At 72.2% G+C, this 20,634-nt stretch carries 18 protein-coding genes; 10 read left to right on the forward strand and 8 right to left on the reverse strand.

All coding sequences use genetic code 11. From position 1 onward, the window contains the following. Nucleotides 1-105: 105 nt before the first annotated feature. From JKV81_RS35825 to JKV81_RS35855, 7 genes are all read left to right on the forward strand, one after another. Nucleotides 106-1,380: a phosphoribosyltransferase family protein gene (locus tag JKV81_RS35825; protein ID WP_202079773.1), complete on the forward strand. Its 1,275-nt coding sequence runs from the start codon at nt 106-108 to the stop codon at nt 1,378-1,380. A 148-nt stretch (nt 1,381-1,528) separates the two neighbouring features. Beyond that, nucleotides 1,529-2,080, forward strand: a complete 552-nt coding sequence (locus JKV81_RS35830) for a GNAT family N-acetyltransferase (protein ID WP_202079774.1) — start codon at nt 1,529-1,531, stop codon at nt 2,078-2,080. Between the two features lie 319 nt (nt 2,081-2,399). Further along, complete coding sequence (locus JKV81_RS35835) at nt 2,400-3,917, forward strand: sugar ABC transporter ATP-binding protein (protein ID WP_129263054.1); 1,518 nt, start codon at nt 2,400-2,402, stop codon at nt 3,915-3,917. Beyond that, on the forward strand, nt 3,914-4,966 hold the full coding sequence (locus tag JKV81_RS35840) for an ABC transporter permease (RefSeq protein ID WP_202079776.1): 1,053 nt from the start codon (nt 3,914-3,916) through the stop codon (nt 4,964-4,966). Before JKV81_RS35835 ends, JKV81_RS35840 begins: the two co-directional genes overlap by 4 nt. Further along, complete coding sequence (locus JKV81_RS35845; protein ID WP_129263059.1) at nt 4,950-6,005, forward strand: ABC transporter permease; 1,056 nt, start codon at nt 4,950-4,952, stop codon at nt 6,003-6,005. The genes JKV81_RS35840 and JKV81_RS35845 overlap by 17 nt, the downstream gene beginning before the upstream one ends. A gap of 41 nt (nt 6,006-6,046) precedes the next feature. Further along, the gene (gene rhaS, locus JKV81_RS35850; protein WP_129263061.1) at nt 6,047-7,132 is read left to right on the forward strand and encodes a rhamnose ABC transporter substrate-binding protein; all 1,086 of its coding nucleotides are present in this window, start codon (nt 6,047-6,049) and stop codon (nt 7,130-7,132) included. A gap of 17 nt (nt 7,133-7,149) precedes the next feature. Continuing rightward, nucleotides 7,150-7,464 (forward strand): L-rhamnose mutarotase, encoded by a 315-nt coding sequence (locus JKV81_RS35855; protein WP_202079778.1) that lies wholly within the window; start codon nt 7,150-7,152, stop codon nt 7,462-7,464. Between the two features lie 48 nt (nt 7,465-7,512). On the opposite strand, the gene JKV81_RS35860 is transcribed toward JKV81_RS35855, so the two are convergent. The 5 genes from JKV81_RS35860 to JKV81_RS35880 form a co-directional block, all read right to left on the reverse strand. After that, nucleotides 7,513-8,706: a wHTH domain-containing protein gene (locus JKV81_RS35860; RefSeq protein ID WP_202079780.1), complete on the reverse strand. Its 1,194-nt coding sequence runs from the start codon at nt 8,704-8,706 to the stop codon at nt 7,513-7,515. Nucleotides 8,707-8,767: 61 nt separating this feature from the next. Then, nucleotides 8,768-9,721 (reverse strand): STM4015 family protein, encoded by a 954-nt coding sequence (locus JKV81_RS35865; RefSeq protein ID WP_202079782.1) that lies wholly within the window; start codon nt 9,719-9,721, stop codon nt 8,768-8,770. Between the two features lie 112 nt (nt 9,722-9,833). Further along, nucleotides 9,834-11,429 carry a vWA domain-containing protein gene (locus JKV81_RS35870; protein WP_202079784.1) on the reverse strand — a complete coding sequence of 532 codons (1,596 nt, stop codon included), beginning with the start codon at nt 11,427-11,429 and terminating at the stop codon, nt 9,834-9,836. A 126-nt stretch (nt 11,430-11,555) separates the two neighbouring features. Further along, nucleotides 11,556-12,446 (reverse strand): ABC transporter permease, encoded by an 891-nt coding sequence (locus tag JKV81_RS35875; RefSeq protein WP_129263072.1) that lies wholly within the window; start codon nt 12,444-12,446, stop codon nt 11,556-11,558. Further along, the gene (locus tag JKV81_RS35880) at nt 12,443-15,172 is read right to left on the reverse strand and encodes an alpha/beta fold hydrolase (RefSeq protein WP_202079786.1); all 2,730 of its coding nucleotides are present in this window, start codon (nt 15,170-15,172) and stop codon (nt 12,443-12,445) included. Before JKV81_RS35880 ends, JKV81_RS35875 begins: the two co-directional genes overlap by 4 nt. Before the next feature lie 131 nt (nt 15,173-15,303). On the opposite strand from JKV81_RS35880, the gene JKV81_RS35885 reads away from it, so the two are divergent. Both JKV81_RS35885 and JKV81_RS35890 read left to right on the forward strand, forming a co-directional pair. Next, nucleotides 15,304-15,723 carry a GNAT family N-acetyltransferase gene (locus tag JKV81_RS35885; RefSeq protein WP_202079788.1) on the forward strand — a complete coding sequence of 140 codons (420 nt, stop codon included), beginning with the start codon at nt 15,304-15,306 and terminating at the stop codon, nt 15,721-15,723. A 41-nt stretch (nt 15,724-15,764) separates the two neighbouring features. Further along, entirely contained in the window at nt 15,765-16,313 is a 549-nt protein-coding gene (locus JKV81_RS35890) for a nucleoside/nucleotide kinase family protein (RefSeq protein ID WP_202079790.1), read from the forward strand. On the opposite strand, the gene JKV81_RS35895 is transcribed toward JKV81_RS35890, so the two are convergent. Beyond that, the gene (locus tag JKV81_RS35895) at nt 16,279-16,884 is read right to left on the reverse strand and encodes a DUF4291 domain-containing protein (RefSeq protein WP_202079792.1); all 606 of its coding nucleotides are present in this window, start codon (nt 16,882-16,884) and stop codon (nt 16,279-16,281) included. The two genes, JKV81_RS35890 and JKV81_RS35895, sit on opposite strands and share 35 nt — an antisense overlap. 120 nt (nt 16,885-17,004) lie before the next feature. Further along, nucleotides 17,005-18,105, reverse strand: a complete 1,101-nt coding sequence (locus JKV81_RS35900) for a C40 family peptidase (RefSeq protein ID WP_202079794.1) — start codon at nt 18,103-18,105, stop codon at nt 17,005-17,007. 258 nt (nt 18,106-18,363) lie between these two features. On the opposite strand from JKV81_RS35900, the gene JKV81_RS35905 reads away from it, so the two are divergent. Next, nucleotides 18,364-19,464: a hypothetical protein gene (locus JKV81_RS35905; RefSeq protein WP_202079797.1), complete on the forward strand. Its 1,101-nt coding sequence runs from the start codon at nt 18,364-18,366 to the stop codon at nt 19,462-19,464. Nucleotides 19,465-19,555: 91 nt separating this feature from the next. Here the strand turns inward: JKV81_RS35905 and JKV81_RS35910 are convergent, their stop codons facing one another. Beyond that, nucleotides 19,556-20,599, reverse strand: coding sequence for a protein kinase family protein (locus JKV81_RS35910; RefSeq protein WP_202079798.1), 1,044 nt, complete (start codon nt 20,597-20,599; stop codon nt 19,556-19,558). Nucleotides 20,600-20,634: the final 35 nt, after the last annotated feature.

Consider the following 20,634-nt stretch of genomic DNA (forward strand, 5'->3'; position numbering starts at 1 on the left):
GGGACCGACCGTCCCCGACTTGCCCGACCGGCGCAAATGCGGTTGCTTCGAAGGTGGGGGTCACGCGTGCGCGTTCCGCTCTTCCCCCGTTGGAGGTGAACCCCCGTGCTGTTCACCGACCGCACGGATGCCGGGCGACAGCTCGCCGAGGCCCTGCGGCACCTGGAACGGCGCGATCCCGTCGTCCTGGGGCTGCCACGCGGCGGCGTCCCGGTGGCGTACGAGGTGGCGCGGGCCCTCGGCGCCCCGCTCGATGTCATCGTGGTCCGGAAACTCGGGGTGCCGTACCGCCCGGAGCTGGGGTTCGGCGCCATCGGGGAGGGCGGGGCCCGGGTCATCAGCGACGAGATCGTCCGCCACGCCGGGGTCCGGGAGAAGGACCTGGAGGCCGTGGAGCGCGCCGAGGAGGCGGAGCTGCTGCGGCGGGCGCAGACGTACCGGGAGGGCCGGCCGCGCCTGCCCCTGAAGGGGCGCACGGTGGTCGTGGTGGACGACGGGGTCGCCACCGGGGCGACCGCGAGGGCCGCCTGCCAGGTGGTGCGGGCGCAGGGTGCCTCCCGTGTCGTGCTCGCCGTGCCGGTCGCCTCACCGGATGTCGCCGCCAGGCTGCGTGAGGACGTCGACGAGGTCGTCTGCCTCTCCACTCCGCATCTCTTCTCCGCCGTGGGCGCGTGGTACCGGGACTTCTCCCAGACCTCCGACGAGGAGGTCGTCTCCCTTCTGGCACGGGCCTCCACGGGGACCGCCACGGCCGAGGAGGTCGAGGTGGACGCCGGCGGGGTCCCGCTCGCCGGGGACCTCGTACTCCCCGCGGACGCCGGTGCGGTCGTGGTGTTCGCCCACGGCTCGGGCAGCAGCCGCCTCAGTCCGCGCAACCGCGCCGTGGCGGGGGTGCTGAACCGCGCCGGCCTGGGCACCCTCCTCTTCGATCTGCTCACGCCCGGCGAGGAGGTCTACCGCGCCAACGTCTTCGACATCGGCCTGCTGGCCGGGCGCCTGGCGGACACCACCGCCTGGCTGCGGCGCCAGGTGCCCCTCCCCGTGGGCTCCTTCGGGGCGAGTACGGGGGCGGCAGCGGCGCTGCGGGCCGCCGCCGCGACGGACTCGGGCGTCGGCGCCGTGGTCTCCCGCGGCGGGCGCCCCGATCTGGCCGGGGCCGATCTGTCCGGGGTACGCGCGCCCACCCTGCTCGTCGTGGGCGGCGCCGACACCACGGTGATCGACCTCAACCGGCAGGCGCAGGCGGCGCTGCACTGCGAGAACCGGCTGGAGATCGTCCCCGGAGCCACGCACCTCTTCGAGGAGCCGGGCGCCCTGGACCGGGTCGCGGAGCTGGCCCGGGACTGGTTCACCACCCATCTGGTACGGCCCGCCGGCTGAGCGGCGCAGGGGCTCCTTCCGGACAGCGGCCGTCCGGGCGCCCCTCGTCCGGCCACGCTCCCGTGACCGCGCGCCCTATCCTTTCCGGAACGGTCCAGGGGTGGGGAGTTCCTTTCCGGAACGGTCCAGGGGTGGGAGTGGTGCGGTCATGCGGGTCCGGCTGGTCGAGGGCGCGAGCCTTCCTTCGTACGCCGACGGGATCCGCCAGGTGTACGCCGATGTGTTCTCCGAGCCTCCGTGGAACGAGGACCCCTCGGCGGGTGACCGTTACGTCGAGCGGCTCGCCGCGGACGCCGCGCGCCCAGGATTCACCGCCGCGCTGGCCCTCGGCGGGGGCACCGTGGGCGGCTTCGCCACCGCCTGGACCACACCGGACGTCTTCCCCTCGGGCCGCAGCTACGGCCATGTCGCCGAGGCGCTCGGACCCGGCCGTGTCGAGGGCTGGCTGTCCGGGGCCCTGGAGGTCGACGAGCTGGCCGTCTCCCCGGACGCCCGCGGCGCCGGCCTGGGCTCGGCCCTGCTGTCGGCGGTCACCGAAGCCGCCCCGGACGGGCGGTGCTGGCTGCTCACGTCCGTACGCGCCGAGGCGACGCTGCGCTTCTACCGGCGGGCGGGCTGGCATCAGGTCCCGGTGTCCGTACCCGGACGGGCGGGGCTCGTCGTGCTCCTGGGGCCGGGCCATCCCGCGGCGCGCCCGTGAGCGGCTTCCGCGCGTGGAGGCCACGCGCTGCCCGTGGGGCGACGCACGGCCGTCAGGCGGGTCCGCGCGCATCCATGACGCGGGTCTGCGTCTATCATCATGAATCGATTCAAGCGTCGGGAAGATAGTGGCCTGCCCCGAGGCCTGTCAAGGGTGCCCACCCACTCCCCCCGTTCAGCCCGGATATCGCGCCCGTTCCTGGAACTTCTCGCCATCAACCCATTGACGGCGCCCGCAATCCCCGTTTAGCTTCCGAGCAACCTCATTGAAACCTTTCACGGCGGGTGGAGCGGAACAGTCCCTCCGCTGAGGAGCTCCCATGAACCAGTCCGCCCCGGCCCCGGTCCTGGCCCTGAAGGGCGTGAGCAAGTCCTTCGGTGCCGTACGGGCCCTGCAGGACGTGTCGCTGCAGTTGTTCCCCGGTGAGGCCCACGCACTCGCGGGGGAGAACGGCGCAGGCAAGTCGACGCTGATCAAGGCCCTCGCCGGGGTGCACCGCCCGGACAGCGGCGAGGTGCTCCTCGACGGGGAGCCCGTCGTCTTCCACGGCCCGGCGGACGCCCGCGACGCCGGCATCGCGGTCATCTACCAGGAGCCGACGCTCTTCCCCGACCTGTCCGTCGCCGAGAACATCTTCATGGGCCGTCAGCCCCGGAGGTCCCTGGGCCGCATCGACCGCAGGGCCGTCCACGCGGCCACCGCCGGGCTGATGCGGAGACTCGGGGTCGATCTGGCTCCGGACCGCCCCGCCCGGGGGCTGTCGATCGCCGACCAGCAGATCGTCGAGATCGCCAAGGCGCTCTCGTTCGACGCCCGCGTCCTGATCATGGACGAACCGACGGCCGCCCTGACCGGCAGCGAGACGGCCCGGCTCTTCTCCGTCGTCCGTACGCTGCGCTCCGAGGGCGCGGCGGTGCTGTTCATCTCGCACCGCCTGAACGAGATCTTCGCACTGTGCCAGCGCGTCACGACCCTGCGCGACGGCCGGTGGATCTCCTCCGAGCCGGTGGAGGGGCTCACCGAGGACGACCTGGTGCGCAGGATGGTCGGCCGCGATCTCGGCGACCTCTACCCCAAGCAGGACGCGGCGGTCGGCGAGGTCGCCCTGTCGGTGCACCGGCTGACCCGTGAGGGTGTCTTCCGCGACGTGTCCTTCGACGTACGCCGCGGCGAGATCGTCGCACTCGCCGGACTCGTCGGCGCCGGGCGCACCGAGGTCGCCCAGGCCGTGTTCGGCGTCGACCGCGCCGACGCGGGCGAGGTGAGGGTGGCGGGCACGGTGCTGCGCCCCGGTTCGCCGACCGCCGCGATGGAGGCCGGGCTCGCGCTCGTGCCGGAGGACCGGCGGCAGCGCGGGCTGGTCATGGATATGTCGATCGAGCGGAACATCGGCCTCACCGGCCTGGCCGAGGTCCGCAAGCGCGGGCTCGTCAGCCGGGCCCTGGAGCACGACCGGGCCGCCGACTGGGCGGTGCGCCTCCAGCTCAAGTACAGCCGGCTGGCCGACACCGTGGGCGTGCTGTCCGGCGGCAACCAGCAGAAGGTCGTGCTGGCCAAGTGGCTGGCGACCGGCCCCGCCGTGCTGATCGTCGACGAGCCGACCCGCGGGATCGACGTCGGCACCAAGGCGGAGGTCCACCGGCTGCTCTCCGCGCTCGCCGCCGACGGTCTCGCGGTCCTGATGATCTCCTCCGACCTCCCCGAGGTCATCGGCATGGCGGACCGGGTGCTCGTGATGCACGAGGGCCGGCTCGTCGCCGAGATCCCGCGCGAGGCCGCCACCGAGGAGTCGGTCATGGCCGCGGCCACCGGACGCAACGAGAGGGCAGCGGCATGACCACCACCATCGAGAGCCCCCCGGACACCTCGAAGGCGCCCGAGCGGAGCGCCTCCTCGCTCGTGGACGCGGTCTTCCGGGCGCGGGAGATCTCCATCGCGGGGGCGCTGGCCCTGCTGATCCTCGGTACCTATCTGGCCAACCCGCGTTTCCTGTCCGACCAGGGCATCAAGGACCTGCTGCTCAACGCCTCGATCCTGGTGCTGCTCGCCGTCGGCCAGTCCGCCGTCGTGATCACCCGCAACATCGACCTGTCCGTAGGCTCGGTCGTCGGCCTGTCCGCCTTCGCCTGCGGGAAGTTCGTCGCGGGGAGCGACCACGGTGTGCTGACGGTGATGCTGCTCGGCATCGCGATCGGCGTCGTCTGCGGCCTGGTCTCCGGCGCCCTCGTCAGCTTCGGCAGGGTCCCGGCGCTCGTCGTGACCCTGGGCATGCTCTACATCATCCAGGGCGTCGACTACTGGTGGGCGCAGGGCGAGCAGATCAGCGCCTCCGACGTACCGGACGCGGTGCTGGGGCTCGGCAGCGGGAGCGTGCTCGGCATCCCGTATCTGCCGCTGATCGCCGTCGTGCTGCTCGCGGCGACCGCGTACTTCCTGCGCGGCTACCGCTCGGGGCGTGAGCTGTACGCGATCGGGTCGAGCCCCGAGGCCGCCCGGCTCGCCGGGATCCCGATCCGCCGCCGGATCCTCGCCGCGTACGCCTTCTCCGGTGCCGTCGCCGGCTTCGCGGGGGCCCTGTGGCTGGCCCGCTTCGGCACCGTCGTCGCGGACAACGCGCACGGCTGGGAGCTGACCGTCGTCAGCGCGGTCGTCGTCGGCGGTGTCGCCATCACCGGCGGCACCGGCACCGTCTGGGGCGCCGCGCTCGGCGCCCTGCTGCTCACCACCATCGGCAGCGTCCTGGTCGTGCTGAAGGTGGACTCCTTCTGGCAGGGGGCCATCACCGGTGCGCTGCTCCTGCTGGCCATCAGCGTCGACCGGATCGTGAACCTGCGGATGACCGCCGCCCTGAGGAAGAGGAACGCCCGTCATGACCACGGCGCCTGACACGAAGACGGCCCCCGCCCCGCGGGCCGCGACGAAGCCCTCTCCCGTACGTGATCTGGCGTTGCGCTGGGACACCGCGGTCGGTGTCCTGCTGGTGGCGGTCCTCGTCGTCGGGCTGGGGACCACGGAGGGCTTCGGCTCGGGCGAGAACCTCGCGTTCGCCTTCAACGACATCGCCGAAGTCGCCCTCATCGCCCTGCCGATGACGCTCCTCGTCGTCGCCGGGCAGATCGACCTGTCGGTGGCCTCCATGCTGGGCCTGGGCAGCGCGCTGACCGGAGCGCTGTGGGAGGCGGGCTGGGCGTTCGAGATGATCGTGCCGGTGGTGCTGCTGGTGGGCGTCGCCGGTGGTCTCCTCAACGGCTGGCTGGTGACCAGGGTGGGGCTGCCGTCCCTGGCCGTCACCATCGGCACCCTGGCGCTCTACCGCGGCCTGGCCTCGGTGGCGCTCGGCAGCGACGCGGTGACGGACTTCCCGCAGGTCTACGCGGACTGGGCCGTCGACACCACGACCGTCCCCGGCACCTTCCTCACCTATCCGGTGCTGCTCTTCCTCGTCCTGGCCGTGGTGGCCGCGGTGGTGCTGCACGCCACGGGGCTGGGCCGCTCGCTCTTCGCGATCGGCGCCCAGGAGGAGGCCGCGTACTTCGCCGGTATCCGGGTCAAGCGGATCAAGCTGCTGCTCTTCGTCGTGACCGGTCTCTTCTCCGCCTTCGCGGGTGTCGTCTTCACCCTCCGCTACGGAAGTGCCCGCGCGGACAACGGACTCGGCTTCGAGATGCTCGTCATCGCGTCCGTCCTGCTCGGCGGCATCGACTTCGACGGCGGGAAGGGCACGCTCTTCGGCGCGGTCGCCGGTGTCCTGCTGATCGGCCTGCTGAAGAACCTGCTCACGCTCAACGACATCGCCAACGAGGTGCAGGTCATCGTGACCGGGCTGCTGCTCGTGGCGTCCGTCCTGACCCCTCGGGTCATCGCCACGGTCGTCGAACGCCGGCACAGGAGGGCCGCGAACACTCCCCCGCCCCGGTCGTCCTGAACGCCCCTCCCCCGTACCCCCTCCGAAAGGCACACGCCGTCATGATGCTCCGCAATGCCGCCGGGCGCCGCGCCGTCGCGTCCGCAGCCGCCGCTGTCTCGCTCGCCCTCGCCCTCACCGCCTGTTCCGGCACCACGAAGGACAGCGAGGAGAGCGGGAGCGCGAAGGCCGGCAGCTCCGCGAAGGCCGATCCGGACGCACCGCTGAAGAAGGGCCTGAAGCTCGCCTTTCTGCCCAAACAGATCAACAACCCGTACGAGAAGCTCATCGACGAGGCGGGGATCGCGGCGGCGAAGGAGTACGGCGGCACGGGCAAGGAGGTCGGCCCGTCCGACGCGAGCGCGTCCTCGCAGGTCTCCTACATCAACACCCTGATCCAGCAGCGCCAGGACGCCATCCTCGTGGCGGCGAACGACCCCAACGCGGTGTGCGGCCCGCTCAAGCAGGCCATGAAGAAGGACATCAAGGTCGTGGCGTACGACTCGGACACGGCCAAGGACTGCCGTCAGCTCTTCATCAACCAGGCGGGCTCGGAGGAGATCGGCCGCAGCCTGGTCCAGCACCTCGGTGAGCAGATCGGCTACAAGGGCAAGGTCGCGATCCTGTCGGCCACCCAGAACGCGACGAACCAGAACACCTGGATCGAGTACATGAAGCAGGAGCTGAAGCTCCCGAAGTACAAGGACATGGAGCTGGTCAAGGTCGCGTACGGCGATGACGCGGACCAGAAGTCCTTCCAGCAGACGCAGGGTCTCATGCAGGCCTACCCGGACCTCAAGGGCATCATCTCGCCCACGACGGTCGGCATCGCCGCGGCGGCGCGCTACCTGAGCGACTCCTCGTACAAGGGCAAGGTCGTCCTCAACGGGCTCGGCACCCCGAACCAGATGCGCAAGTACATCAAGAACGGCACCCTCGAGCAGTTCTCCCTCTGGAACCCGGAGGAGCTCGGCTATCTCGGCTCGTACGCGGCCGCGGCGCTGGCCTCGGGGCAGATCACCGGTGCGGAGGGCGAGAAGTTCAAGGCGGGCAAGCTCGGCGAGTACACCATCGGCAAGGACGGCGAGGTCATCCTCGGCGAGCCGACCGTCTTCGACGCCAAGAACATCGACTCGTTCGACTTCTGACCGGAGGGGCCGGCTCCATGCAGCGTGTCTGCTTTCTGCTGAAGGTCCGTGAGGACCGCAAGGACGAGTACCGCGAGCGCCATGCGGCGGTGTGGCCGGACATGCTCGCCGCGCTGTCGGAGGCGGGCTGGCACAACTACTCGCTGTTCCTGCGCGAGGACGGCCCGCTGGTCGGCTATCTGGAGACGGAGGACTTCGACGCGGCCAGGGAGGCGATGGCGGCGACGGAGGTCAACGCCCGGTGGCAGCGGGAGATGAGCGAGTTCTTCGAGCAGCCGGAGGCGGCCGACGAGGCCATGGTCCCGCTGGCGGAGGTGTTCCACCTCGCCTGACCGGTGTCCGCCGCCCCGGCTGTCCGTGACGGCCGGGGCGGGCGTACGTCAGGACGCGGCGGTCGCACCCCGCACGTCCGGATACTCCACCTCGTCCGGCAGCGTGAAGCCGAGCTCGGTCAGCCGGGCCGCGACATCCGCCGGGCTCCGGCCCGTCAGGCCGGCGCTGCGCAGGACGTGCTCCAGATGGACCGTGTGCCGGTACGAGCGGTCGACGGTCTCCAGCAGCCTGATGTCCGCCTCGTCGGCGGTCCCGGGGAGCTTCGCGTCGCCGTGCAGAAAGTGGCCCAGCTCGGTCAGCCGCGCGGTGATCTCCGCCGGGCCGCGCCCGGTGACGCGGGACGCGCGCAGGAGGTGTTCCATCCGCAGTCCGACGGCGGTGTTCCTCCGCAGCCAGGGGGCGCGGCCGTCGACGTTCTCGCTGAGGATGACGAAGTCGTCGTCCTCCGGGGCCTCGGGCAGTGAACCGCCCGGTGCGCCGAGCCCCAGCACCTTCAGCCGGTCCACGATGTCCCGGGCGCTCCGCCCCGTCTCCCTGGCCGCGGTGAGGATGTGCCCCAGGGGCGGCTCCATGTAGCGGCCGAACCAGCGTGCGCCGGGGGTGTCACCGGCCCTGAGCAGCCGTTCGTCGCCGGGCTCGGGGGTGTACGGCAGCCGGAGGCCCAGGGAGGCCAGCCGCACGGCGGCGGCGTGCGGGCTGCAGGAGAGGACGTCGGCCGCCCCCAGCACATGTCCGGCGGAGACCTCGTCGCCCCAGTCGAGCCAACTGCCGTAGCCCCGGGCGTCGGTGCGGATCAGCATGACGTCACGGGGGTCAGGGGTCCCGGGGAGCGGTCCGGTGCCGCCGAGCCGGTAGCCGAGGGCCGTCAGCCGGCGCCCGACGTCGGCGGGGGCGCGTCCGGTGTGCTCCGCGGTCTCCAGCAGCTGGCGCAGGGAGACGGGCGAGGTGACGTCGATCCAACGCTGCAGGAAGGAGTCGCGGCCCTCCCTCCTGGTCAGCGCCGCGTCGTCGAGGGCCACGGCTTCGGGGAGCGGGCAGCCGGCGTCCTGGATGTCCGCGTATCCGAGGGCGGTCAGCCGGGTGACGACCTCCGCGGGACTCCGTCCCAGCAGGGCGGCGGCGTACAGGACGTGTCCGTACGGGACCTGCTCGCCGGGTTTCAGCACGGGTCGCTCACCGTTCAGGTCACGGCTGGTGAGCAGGGCATCTTCCGGGTCGTGGGCCGTGGGGGCGTCGGACATCGTGCGGGCCTTTCTGCTGCGGCTGGGCGAGCGGGTACGGGGCGGAGGCCGGGGACGGCGGTCATTCGGAGACCGCGATGTACCTGCCGGACTCCTCGTCCCAGCCGTCGTCCGCGTCCTCCTCCTGCCGGCCGGTGAGGTTCACGCGCACCCCCTGCGGCTCCAGCTCCGTCCAGATCCGCAGCATCATGTCCTGGCTGAGGTAGTGGTGCGAGAGGTCCAGCTCCCGCAGGTGGGACAGCGGCTGCCCGCTCAGCAGCGCCTCCGCCCCCTCGTCGCCGAGGGTGCCCATCGACAGGCTCAGCGAGGTGAGTCCGCCCACGACCGGCGCGGAGGCCAGGGCCGCGGCCAGCTCGTCCTGCACCGGACTGTTCTGCAGCCCCAGGTGGCGCAGCGCGGGCTTGCCGGTGCAGGCGAGCAGCGGGGCCAGGTCCTCGGCCCTGGTGCCGCCGCCGTACCAGTCGTCGCCCAGCCACAGTTCGAGGTGCTCCAGCGACGGGAGGGACGCGGCGGCGATCTGGGCGGCCGCCTCGCGGGGCAGCCCGCCCGATTCGATGCGCAGCACCCGGAGCCCTTCGTGGCCCGTCACCGGGAACTCCAGGCCCTCCCCGCCGCGCATGGCCAGCTCCCGCAGCCCCGGGAACGCCTCCAGAAGCTCCGTGAGACCGCCGAGGCAGATCGTGGAGATCATCGCCTCCTCGTCCTCCAGGTCGCCGAGGAACAGGGCTTCGAGCCCGGTGAACCGGGACCGGAGTCCGAGCAGTTCGTCCGGGCTCCTCCCGGCGTCACCGTCGTACCAGGGACTGCCGAAGATCAGAGCCCGTACCTTCTCCAGTTCGACCGACTCGGTGAACCGCTTCCAGTAGGACCCGGAGCCCTCGTCGGTCGTGTACGGGCCGCAGTGGAGGCGCCAGGCCACGGCGTCCGTGTCCGGCAGGTCCGCGGGGTTCGCGTACGGCGGGAAGGTGAAGGCCGGCAGTCCGTGGAACTGCTCGACGTGCTGGACATAGGACAAAGCGATGGCTCCTGACAGTCCGTTCGACGGCGGTCGATGTGTTCTATCAGCCGCCACCGACAAGGACGGGCCCGGCAGGGGTGATCCCCTGCCGGGCCAACGGGCAGCCCTGTCAGCTGAGTTCGCCCTCGCCGGTGTCGCCCGGCGCTTCGTCGTCGCCGCCACCCCTGATCCGGTCGGCCTGCTCGATCGCCGTGGCGAGCTTCTCCACCGAGCTGTCCTCGGTGGAGGAGGCCAGCTTCCTTGCCCGGCCCGCGAGTTGTCCGAGGGTGGGTGTGCCGGGCAGGTCGCCGCCGCGCAGGGTGTCCGCGAAGTAGGCCGCCACTGCGGTCACCTGGAGCCGTTCACCGGCCGCGCCCCAGAGCTTCCCGTCGATCGCGCCGGTCCCCACGGAGCCGGTCTCCTCGTGCGCCTTGCCGGTCTTCGGGTCCAGCCAGCGCACGGTCGCCGTGGCCACCCGGCCGGAGGCGCCCTCACGGAGCCGTACGGCGTAGAGGGCGGTCACCGTGTGGCCGGGGCCCACCTCGCCGCCGTCGACGCTGTCGTCCCGGAAGTCCTCGTCGGCGACCTTGCGGTCCTCGTAGCCGATGAGCTGGAACTGCTTGACCGTCTTGCGTTCGAAGGCGACCTGGGCCTTGGCGTCACGGGCCCGGAGTTCGACGTGGGCGGGCAACTGGTCGACGAAGACCTTCCTGGCCTGGGTCTCGTCGGCGATGTACGTGGTGTTGCCGTCACCCTTGTTGGTGAGGCGTTCCATCAGCGCGTCGCCGTAGTCGCTGCCGACCCCGACGCCGAACAGGGTGATGCCGTACTCCTTGCGGGCGTCGCCGATGCGTTCCAGGATCGCGTCGGCGTCGGTCTCGCCGGTGTTGGCGAGTGCGTCGGAGAGCAGGACGACCCGGTTGCTGGCGTCCTCGCGGTGGCCCTCGACCGCCTCCCGGTAGCCCACCTCGATGCCGGCCGCCACATTGGTGGAGTCGGCGGGTTCCATCTCCTCGATGGCGTCCCGGATTCTGGTGCGGTTGCCCTGGAGGCGGGTCATCGGGAGCCGGGTCTCGGCCTGGCCGCTGAAGGTGACCAGGGAGACGGAGTCGTCGTCGCGCAGCTCGTCGGCGAGGATGCCCAGCGAGGTCTTCGCCAGGTCGAGGCGGCCGGGTTCGGACATCGATCCGGAGATGTCGACGACGAAGGTCAGTGCGGCGGGCGGGCGTTCGCCCGCCTTCGACGCGGCCCTGGTGGCCAGCCCGACCCGTACGAGCGACCAGCCGGCGGCATCGGGCCGGGCGCCGTCGACGCTCACCGAGAAGCCGTTGCCCTGGGGCTGCTCGTACCCCTGGCGGAAGCTGTTGACGAACTCCTCGGGGCGCACCGTGCCGGCGTCCGGCAGCTGTCCGTCGCCCAGGGTGCGGCGGGCGTACCCGTAGCTGGCGGTGTCCACGTCCAGGGCGAAGGTCGACAGGTAGTCGGGCGCGACGCTCTCGCGGGCCGCGCCGTCCTCCGCCTCGCTCGCCCCGTCCTCCTGCTGCCCCGGGGCGGCGGACGGAGCGGCGGGGGCCCTCTTGCCCCCGGCCGGTCCGCCGCTGCCGGCGACACCGCGGTCGCCTGCGGAGTCGGTGGTCGTGCCCGTACCGCTGCACCCGGTGATCAGGATGCCGCCCGCCAGAAGGAGCGCGAGTGCTCCCCGATGCGTCCATGCCCTGCATTCCATACGTACCCCCCACGTCGTGGACATCTGTGAATGTGACGTACGAGGTGGCCGGGCGGAGTCGTCGGAAGCGTTGCGGAACCGTCTCGATGGCGCAACGACGGGCGCCGGCGGGGCGGAACGTCAAGGTCAGGACACGATGTCCTTACGACTGAACCCCCGGAAGGCGAGCGCGAACAGGATCAGGGCATAGGTCACCGATACGGCCGCGCCCTTCACCATCCCGCCCCATTCGAGGTCGGGCTGGAGCGCGTCGGCCCACGCGAACTGCCAGTGGGCGGGCAGGAACTCACGCCATGTGCCGAGCGCGGTGACCGCGTCCAGGACATTGCCGACGATGGTCAGCCCGACCGCGCCGCCCACCGCGCCGAGCGGTGCGTCCGTCTTCGTCGACAGCCAGAACGCCAGCCCGGCGGTGACCAGCTGGGAGACGAAGACGAAGGCGACGACGAGCGCGAGACGCGGCACGGTGTCCGAGGTGGCGAGCGCGCCGCCGGTGGGCAGCTTCAGCGGCCCCCAGCCGTACGCCGCCGCTCCCGCGGCCAGCGCGACGAGCGGCAGCAGCACCATCGCGGCGAGGCTGAAGCCGAGCGCCACGACGAGCTTGCTCCACAGCAGCCTGGCCCGGGGGACGGGCGCGGCGAGCAGGTAGCGAAGCGAGGACCAGCTGGCCTCGGAGGCGACCGTGTCCCCGCAGAACAGGGCGACCGGCACCACCAGCAGGAAGCCGGCGGAGACGAAGAGGCAGGTCGCAGCGAAGTTCGCGGCGGACTCCGTCGCCACGTCCATGAGGTTGATCCGCGAACCGCCGCCCCCGCCGCCGCCTTCACCGCCGCCGGGGGTGCCGCCGACCGCGAAGGCGATGATCAGGACGAACGGCAGCGCCGCCAGCACCCCGAACATCAACAGCGTGCGCCGCCTGCGCAGCTGCCTCATCGCCTCCACGCGCAGCGGCAGGGTGCGGCGCGAGCGGTAGCCGGGGGCCTCGGGGAGTGCCTGGATCTCTGGTGCGGAGCTCATGCGGATCCTTGGGAGATGAGGGTGAGGAACGCGTCCTCCAGGCGGCGGTGCGGCCCGACACCCGTCACCGGCACGTCGAGACGGACCAGTTCGGCGACCAGCTGTGACGCGGTGGCGCCGTCGAGGCGGACCAGCAGGCCGTGGCCGTCGTCGAGACGGACGGCGGAGCCGATGCCCTGGAGCGCGGCCACCTTGTCCACGAGCGGTTCGGTCACCTCGGCACCGGTGGTGACGAGCAGCATGTCGCCGGAGCCGGTGATCTCTGCGACCGGGCCGGCCTGGACGAGCTGCCCCCGGTCCATGACCACCAGGTGGGTGCAGGACTGTTCGACCTCGGAGAGGAGGTGGCTGGAGACGATCACGGTCCGGCCGCCGGCCGCGTACCGGATCATCACGTCCCGCATCTCGCGGATCTGGGGCGGGTCGAGTCCGTTGGTCGGTTCGTCGAGGATGAGGAGGTCCGGCATGCCGAGCATGGCCTGGGCGATGGCGAGCCGCTGCCGCATGCCCTGGGAGTAGGTGCGTACGGCGCGGGCCAGGGCGTCGCCGAGTCCGGCGATCTCCAGGGCCTCGTCGATGTGGGCGTCCTCGGCGGGCCGCCCGGTGGCCTGCCAGTACAGCTCCAGGTTGGAGCGGCCCGACAGGTGCGGGAGGAAGCCGGCGCCTTCGACGAAGGAGCCGACCCGGGACAGCACGGGCGCCCCGGGGCGGATCGCGTGCCCGAAGACACGGATCTCACCGGCGTCGGGGGTGATGAGCCCCATCAGCATGCGCAGGGTGGTGGTCTTGCCGGCGCCGTTCGGTCCGAGGAGGCCGAGGACCTGCCCCTTCTCGACGCGGAAGCCCAGGTCGCGCACGGCGTACCGGTCGGCGGACTTCGCGTACTTCTTGGAGAGCCCGGTGATCTGCAGCGGTACGCCGGTCAGCGCCGGGTCGGGGGCGGGGGTGGCGGTGCGCCGGCGCGCGGTGAGCAGGAGGGCGGCGGCGATGACGAGCCCGGCCGCCGGGAGCCCCCAGGTCCACCAGGGCATGGTGGCCGCCGCGGTCTTCACGGCGGGTGCCGTGGGGACGGTCAGGGGTCCGTCGAGGGAGACGGTGTACGTCGCGGGCTCGGCCCGTGAGGCGTACGCGAGGTCGGTCGCGGAGAGCACGACACGGAGGGTGTGCCCGGCCTCGACCTCGTGGTCGACGGCGGGCAGGGTCAGCTCGACCGGCTTGCCCTGTTCCTCGGGGGTGATGCGGTACGGCGCGACCAGCTGGGAGGGCAGCACCTGCTGCTTCCCGTCCGGCGACACGTCGTAGACCTTGCCGAACAGCACGGCGTCGCCCTGATCCGCCTTGACGTTCACGCGGACCGTGGGTGATCCGGTGACGTGGACGGCGCCGTCCAGCGGGGCGGAGTCGAAGCGGGCGTACTGCCCGGGGAAGTCGAGGGAGAAGCCGACGCCGAGCGAGGAGAGCTGGGAGAGCCCGCCTCCGATGCCGGGGACGGCGGAGACGGAGGGCGGACTGGCCCCGGCGGGGTTGCGGAAGGTCTGCGTCAGGTTCTTGGCGGGGGCGCTCTGCCCACCGCCGGTCCCCGGTCGGTTCATCGCGCCGCCCGTGGCGGGCGGCTGCCCGGCGCCGGTGAGGGGGATCTTCCGTCCGCCGCTGGTCAGGCCGGGGTACGAGTCGCTGCTCGCGCCGCGCTTCAGGGCCGCGCCGTCGGTGGAGTCGACGCCGCCGGTCCGGGTCACGCGGAAGCCGGGGCCGGTGTCGGCGCCCTTGTCCTGCTTCAGATACCGGTCGAACCAGTCGCCGACGCGGCCCTCGACGCGGTCGCCCTCGTCGTCCCCTCCGTCGTGGCCGCCGGCGATCCAGTCGACGGAGACGGGCGCGCCGTTGGCCTTGATGGCCTTGGCCATGGCATCGGCCTGGCCGAGCGGGAACAGTGAGTCGCTCTGGCCCTGGAGGATGAGCGCGGGCACGTCGATCCGGTCGGCCACGGCCTCGGGGGAACGTTCCGTCAGGAGTTTCCGCGCGGCGGCGTCCGGTGTGCCGCTGACGGCGACCCGCTCGTACATCTCGCACAGCTGCTTCTGGAACCTCTCGCAGCCGCCGCCGGAGGAGACGAAGATCCCGGCCCAGAGCTTCTTGAACACCCCGTCCGGGAAGAGCGCGTCGGCGAGGTTCCAGTAGCTGATCACGGGGGCGATGGCGTCGACCCGCTCGTCGTACCCGGCGGCCAGCAGCGACACGGCACCACCGTACGAAGCGCCGGTGACCCCGACGCGCGGGTCGCCCTTCGCGTCGAGCTGCACCTCGGGGCGGCCCGCCAGCCAGTCGATGAGGCCGGACACGTCCTTGACCTCGCCGTCGGGGGCGTTGAGCGTGATCTCCCCGGTCGTCCTCCCGAATCCACGGGCGGACCAGGTCATGACGGCGTACCCGTCGGCGGCCAGCTTCTCCGCCTGGGCACGCACATCGTTCTTGCTGCCGCCGAAACCGTGCCCGATGAGGACGGCCGGCCGGGGCTCGGTGCCGCCGGACGTGAAGTACGACGTGTCGACCGACACCCCGTTCATCTTCATCATCCGGTCCTGCCGGTGCACGGTCGGGGCGCTGTCGTCGGCGACGGCGGTCCAGGTCCCGGCGCCCACGAGCACGGCGAGGGCGGCGACGACCGCGGCCCACCGGCCTGGGGTACGGGGCAGCCGGTGCCGCCACCGGGAAGTCGGTTTCTCCATGACTCGACCCTAAACGGAGCGCGCGGTGCACCAGGATGCCGCCAGGGGGAGCTCCCCGGCCTCCCTGAGAGGTACGGCACAGCCCGCCCGTACTCCGCCTGCGGTACACCGACCTCGCGAAAGGCCCATACGTGCACATCCGCCCCGCCACCACCACGGCCGAGCTCCTCGCCGCCGCCCACCTCTACGACGCAGAGCCCCGCCCCGCGTGGGCGGCCCGCTTCCTGGCGGCGGACGGCCATCTCATGCTGATCGCGTACGAGGACGGGGTCCCCGCAGGATTCGTCTCGGGCATCGGGATGCTCCACCCGGACAAGGGCACGGAGATGTGCCTGTACGAACTCTCCGTCGCCGAGGCGTACCGCCGGCGCGGCATCGGCCGGGCGCTGACCGAGGCGCTGGCGGCGGAGGCCCGCGAACGGGGCTGTTACGACATGTGGGTCGGCGTGGAGCGCCACAACGAGGCGGCGCTCGCCACCTACCGCTCGGCGGGAGCGGGCGACGACGGGGTGTTCGCGATGCTGACCTGGGAGTTCACCACCGCTGTGTGAATCGGGTCGCGATGCGGGGCGGGGCCTGGCACGCTCCGCGCATGGATCGATGCGAGGTGCTCCTCATCGGCGGCCGGGCCGGCGCCGGCAGGACGACGGTGGGCTGGGAGGTGTCCGACCAGTTGCGGGAGGCGGGGATCGCCCACGCGATCGTCGAGGGCGACTACCTCGGCCAGGTCCACCCGCCCCCGGCTGACGACCCGCACTGCGCGGCGATCACCGAGGCCAACCTGGCCGCCGTGTGGCGGAATTACGCCGCACTCGGCCACCACCGGCTGATCTACACCAATACGGTGAGCGTGCTGCCCGGTTCGGCCGCCATGTTCGAGCGGGCGATGGGCCCCGGCGTACGGATCGTCCGGGCGCTGCTCACCGCGTCGGACGCCACGGCGCCGGCCCGGCTCTCGGCCCGTGAGATCGGCTCGGCCCTGGACCGCGAGGTCGCGGGCAGTGCGCGCAAGGCCCGGCTCCTGGACGAGCACGCCCCGCCGGACACGGCGCGGGTGGCCACGGACGGCCGGACGGTGGTGGAGATCGCCGCGGACCTGCTGGAACTCACGGGGTGGCGGGGACCGGACGGGGAGCGCTGAGATCCAGCGGGGTCTCCACGGGCAGCAGGGCGGCGGCCCGCTCCCGCTCCCCCGCCCGTACGGCCGCGTTCACCTCGCGGGCCAGGGGGGTGACATCGCGGACGGACACCGTCCACTCGTCGGCGTACCGCCGGGATGCCTCCCCGGAGAGCCCGAGCTGGAGCGAGCGGTACGGGAGCGGGTTCAGGGCCAGATCGCGCTCGGGGTCCCACTGGACGCGCGCGGGGGCGGATCGCAGCGCACGCTTCCAGGCGCCCTGGTCCTCGTGCACCTCCCGTACGTAGTGGGAGAGTTCGGCGTGCTCCAGCGCCCAGGCGAGACCGTCACGGCTGATCTCGACGGCGAGCACGGTCTCCTGGCCCTCCTTGGTGCCCCAGCCGCTGCGGTACATCATCCACAGGAAGCTCGGCTTGATCCATGTCATCCGGTCGCGCTTCCAGGCGGGCGGGAAGCGCCCGTCGCGGGCGGTGGGCAGCCCGATGGCCGGTGAGTAGGCCTGGTAGACGGTGACGGTGGTGTCGGTGTGCTGCGCGCGGATCTCGTAACGCGGCCGGTCGGTACGGTCGTTCATACGCCCAGGATGCGGGGGCCGGCGCGTCGCAGCATCCGGTTTTCTCCCCGGCCGGCCACGCACGGCGGCGGCTCCTCCCCACCTCGGCGCGGTGGGGAGGAGCCGCCGTGGCCACTCGGGTCAGCGGCTGCCGAGCAGGGTGCGCCAGGTGTTCGGGCCGACGACGCCGTCGACCTCCAGCTTGTGGTTCTTCTGGAAGGCCACCACCGCCGACTTCGTCTTCGTGCCGAAGCCGCCGTCGACCGCGAGGCCGTAGTTGTAGACGTTCAGCTGCGTCTGCGCCGCCTTCACCGCCGAACCGGACGAGCCGGACTTCACGACCTTGATCAGCTTGGCCCAGGTGTACGGGCCGATGACCCCGTCGGCGGCCAGGGAACGGGACTTCTGGAACTTGACCACCGCGGCGCGGGTGTTCGGGCCGAAGCTGCTGTCGGCCGCGACCGAGTAGCCCTGCGCGGTCAGCAGTTGCTGGGCGGACTTCACGTCCGCGCCCTGGGAACCGCTCTTGAGGACCGGCCAGGAGACGCTCGGGGACGGCACCTGCCCGCCACCGCCACCACCGCCGGTGCCGCCGCCCAGCTTCACCGGGCGGAAGGGGTCGTAGTTGTCGCTGCCGATCCCGTACTTGAGCTGCCGGTAGGTCGTGCCGTACGTGCCTCGCTGTTCGTAGGCGTAATAGGCGCTGTGGGCGGTGTTGGCCCACTTCTCGAAGATCACCACATGCCGGAAGTCGCCGTCGTCGGTCCGGTGGTCGATCAGCAGGTCCCCCTTCTTCAGCTGGCTCACGCTGCTGAGCCGCGTGGTGACGCCGCTCTTGGAGTCGGCCAGTCCGACGGTGTTCAGGCCGGGCTTCCCCAGGCCGAGCGCCATGGAGACGAAGCCGGAGCAGTCCTGGCGGTAGCCGTCCTTCCAGACGCGCTCCATGCTGTACGGCACCGGGCCGCCGTTGTTGGCCGTGAGCCAGGTGCGGGCCCGGTTGATCATCGTGTCGGGGGAGAGCGTGGCCGTGGCCATGGTCGACACCCCGCCGGCCTGGGTGACGAGCTTGCTGTCCGCCTCGGGCTCCGGCCCGTACTCGGCCTGGGCGGCGACGGCCGCCGGCTCCGAGGAGCCGCTGTCGGCCAGCGACGGTACGACAACGATTGCGGAAGCAACACCACCGGCGGCGATACCGATGAGAGCGATCCGGGTGCGGCGCGTAAACCTGCTGCGAAGTGACATGTTTTCTGTTCCCCCGTGTCCCTTGGGTTGTGGCGCGACGACCCGAACGGACCGGTCGCGTGCGAAGCCTTTGCCGTCACCGGGGGCTGTGTGCGCCCTCCGACGAGTCATTACGATGGCAAAGTTTGCTGCCCGCGCCCAGCGCTGTACGGAAGCAGCATCAGCCAGTGACGCGACCTCGACAATGTTCGGGATGTGTGACCGTCGCCGGAACCGGCGTACGCGCCCGACGACTTGCCGTACCTGGAGGGCTTTCCCATGACCCGCACCACCCCGCCGCGCCCCCTCGACGTGGAGGCGGCCTTTCCCCCGCTCGCGGCCCACCGGCGCACAGCCACCCGGCTGCACCCACGCCATGGCTCCCCCGGCGTACAGGAGAGTTCGGTGGCGGGCCCTCTGCTGTGGCCGGCCGACGAACCGTGGCCGGTGTGCACGGCCGTACACCCGAAGGGCACGGGCCACCTTCTCTCCGACGTGCGGCTGCGCCGTCGCATCCAGGAGGGCGCGCGGGGGCGGGGATACACCGAGGACGAAGAGCGCCTGCTCACCGCGCCGACCCGGGGACACCACGCTCCGGACCTCCACGACGGCGATCCGGTGCCGTCGCTGGCCGTTGCCCAGCTGTACGCACGCGACGTCCCGGATCTCGTGGGGCCGGAGGGGCACGATCTGCTGCAGGTCCTCTGGTGCCCGTTCGAGGCGCACGGCGACGCCCGCACGATCGACGTCGTGCTGAAGTGGCGGCGCTCGGCCGAGGTCGGCGCCGTACTCGCCCCGCAGCCCGAGCCCTTGGTCGTCGGCCGCGCCGAATGCGTGCCGGACGTGTGCGTCGTGCACCCGGAACAGGTCGTGGAGCACGAGTATCTCGGGCTGCTGGACGAAGGGCTCCAGGAGGAGATCGACGCATGGGAGGAAGGGCTCCGCGACGAGGCGGACCAGGTGGACGACGCAGAGGAGGAGGACGACGACTGCTCCGTCCCGCCCCGGAGTTACGCGACGTACGAGGAGTACGAGGCGGCCATGGCCGCGGCCCGGGCCGAGGAACCGGAGGAGCTCGACTACATGAGCGACCTGTCGATCGCGCCCGGCTGGAAGGTCGGAGGGTTCGCGTCCTGGCATCTGACCGATCCCGCTCCGGTCGACTGCGGGGTGTGCGGAGCCGCGATGCCGCCCCTGCTCACCGTGGACATGTGGGAGTGCGACGGGGCGTCACGCAGCTGGCTGCCGGTCGAGGACCGGGACGCCTCCGACGACCCGCGTGTCATCGACCCCACCGGTGTCCACCTCGGCCGCGGCCTGATGCGCGTGCACACCTGCCCGGCCGATCCCCTGCACCCGCACCGCCTGAGCTTCCAGTAGCGGGCCCGAGCGGCAGGCTTCGGGCGCCACGACGCGCGGTTACGGCGGGGGCGGTTACGGCAGGCGGTTACGGCGGCGGTTACGACGGCGGTTACGACGGGCGCCGTTCCGGCACCGGGCGCAGTGTCGGCCACCGGTCCAGAACGGCGCGGCGCAGATCCCCCGCGAGGGTCCGCAGATGCCGCAGCTCCCCCGTCTCCTCGGCCAGGCCGGCGACCACCCCGAGCCGGTGGGCGAGGCGCTGGCGGGCGGTCGCCGTGCCCCAGGTCCAGTCCTCGTCGGGGAGGCGGGCCAGATGGTCGGTGGTGGAGCGGTGGGCGCGCTGGACGAGGGCGTCGCCCCGGATCAGCCAGCCCGCGCAGGCGTCGGCCAGGCCGGTGTCCGGGAGTGCGGTGCCGGTCCCGGTGCGCCAGGCCGTGCGGTAGGCGGCCTCGGCCCGCTCCAGCAGGGGGCCGGACGCCCCCGTGACGCACCAGCAGGTGGGGAAACCGATGCGCAGGTAGGCGAGTTCCATCAGGCCGCTGCCCAGGGACGCCTGCTCGAAGTCGATGAACCTGACGCCGTCCGGGGTGTGCAGGTCGTTGCCTGGGCACGGGTCGCCGTGGAGGAGGGCGGCCCCCTCCGCGCGGCCGAGGCGCTCCACGAGGGCGTGGAGTTCGTCCCGTACGCCCGGTGGCCCGGGGATCCCGAGGGTCTCGGCCAGGGTGAGGAACGACGTGACGTCCGCGCCGGTCGGGCCCTGCCAGCGGGGCAGCGCCCCGGCGTCCCCGGGGCGGGCGGTGGCGTGCAGCCGGGCGAGGGCGGCCGCGTAGCCGACGATCCAGTCGTCGGGCGGCCGCCGCTCGTCGAGGTGTTCGAGGACCAGGACCCGCTCGGCCGGGTCGGTGCCGAGGAGCGCGGGCACGACCGGGGTGCCGGGCGCCCGGCCCGCGATGCGCAGGCCGGCCACCTCGCGTGCGTACCGCTCGTCGGCCCCGGGGCCCGCCACCAGCTGCTTCAGCACCGCCGGACGGCCGGACAGCTCGATGCGCCAGACCTGTGAACGGGGGCTGCTCTCCAGCACGGAGGCCTGCCCGGGCGGGCCCAGACGGGCCCGCAGGGACTCGCCGAACGGAAGCTGCGACCCCGGCACCATACCGCTCAGTCTTCCACCCGGCGGGGCCCCTGTCC

The organism is Streptomyces silvae (assembly GCF_016745505.1).
Classification (GTDB): Bacteria; Actinomycetota; Actinomycetes; order Streptomycetales; family Streptomycetaceae; genus Streptomyces; species Streptomyces silvae.

Excerpts from the sequence above, each read along its gene's own strand:
- JKV81_RS35860 (WP_202079780.1), bottom strand. The coding sequence starts at position 8,706 with ATGTCCGACGCCCCCACGGCCCACGACCCGGAAGATGCCCTGCTCACC.
- JKV81_RS35870 (WP_202079784.1), bottom strand. The coding sequence starts at position 11,429 with ATGGAATGCAGGGCATGGACGCATCGGGGAGCACTCGCGCTCCTTCTG.
- rhaS (WP_129263061.1), top strand. The coding sequence starts at position 6,047 with ATGATGCTCCGCAATGCCGCCGGGCGCCGCGCCGTCGCGTCCGCAGCC.
- JKV81_RS35855 (WP_202079778.1), top strand. The coding sequence starts at position 7,150 with ATGCAGCGTGTCTGCTTTCTGCTGAAGGTCCGTGAGGACCGCAAGGAC.
- JKV81_RS35880 (WP_202079786.1), bottom strand. The coding sequence starts at position 15,172 with ATGGAGAAACCGACTTCCCGGTGGCGGCACCGGCTGCCCCGTACCCCA.
- JKV81_RS35830 (WP_202079774.1), top strand. The coding sequence starts at position 1,529 with ATGCGGGTCCGGCTGGTCGAGGGCGCGAGCCTTCCTTCGTACGCCGAC.
- JKV81_RS35845 (WP_129263059.1), top strand. The coding sequence starts at position 4,950 with ATGACCACGGCGCCTGACACGAAGACGGCCCCCGCCCCGCGGGCCGCG.
- JKV81_RS35835 (WP_129263054.1), top strand. The coding sequence starts at position 2,400 with ATGAACCAGTCCGCCCCGGCCCCGGTCCTGGCCCTGAAGGGCGTGAGC.
- JKV81_RS35910 (WP_202079798.1), bottom strand. The coding sequence starts at position 20,599 with ATGGTGCCGGGGTCGCAGCTTCCGTTCGGCGAGTCCCTGCGGGCCCGT.
- JKV81_RS35900 (WP_202079794.1), bottom strand. The coding sequence starts at position 18,105 with ATGTCACTTCGCAGCAGGTTTACGCGCCGCACCCGGATCGCTCTCATC.
- JKV81_RS35890 (WP_202079790.1), top strand. The coding sequence starts at position 15,765 with ATGGATCGATGCGAGGTGCTCCTCATCGGCGGCCGGGCCGGCGCCGGC.
- JKV81_RS35875 (WP_129263072.1), bottom strand. The coding sequence starts at position 12,446 with ATGAGCTCCGCACCAGAGATCCAGGCACTCCCCGAGGCCCCCGGCTAC.
- JKV81_RS35840 (WP_202079776.1), top strand. The coding sequence starts at position 3,914 with ATGACCACCACCATCGAGAGCCCCCCGGACACCTCGAAGGCGCCCGAG.
- JKV81_RS35895 (WP_202079792.1), bottom strand. The coding sequence starts at position 16,884 with ATGAACGACCGTACCGACCGGCCGCGTTACGAGATCCGCGCGCAGCAC.
- JKV81_RS35905 (WP_202079797.1), top strand. The coding sequence starts at position 18,364 with ATGACCCGCACCACCCCGCCGCGCCCCCTCGACGTGGAGGCGGCCTTT.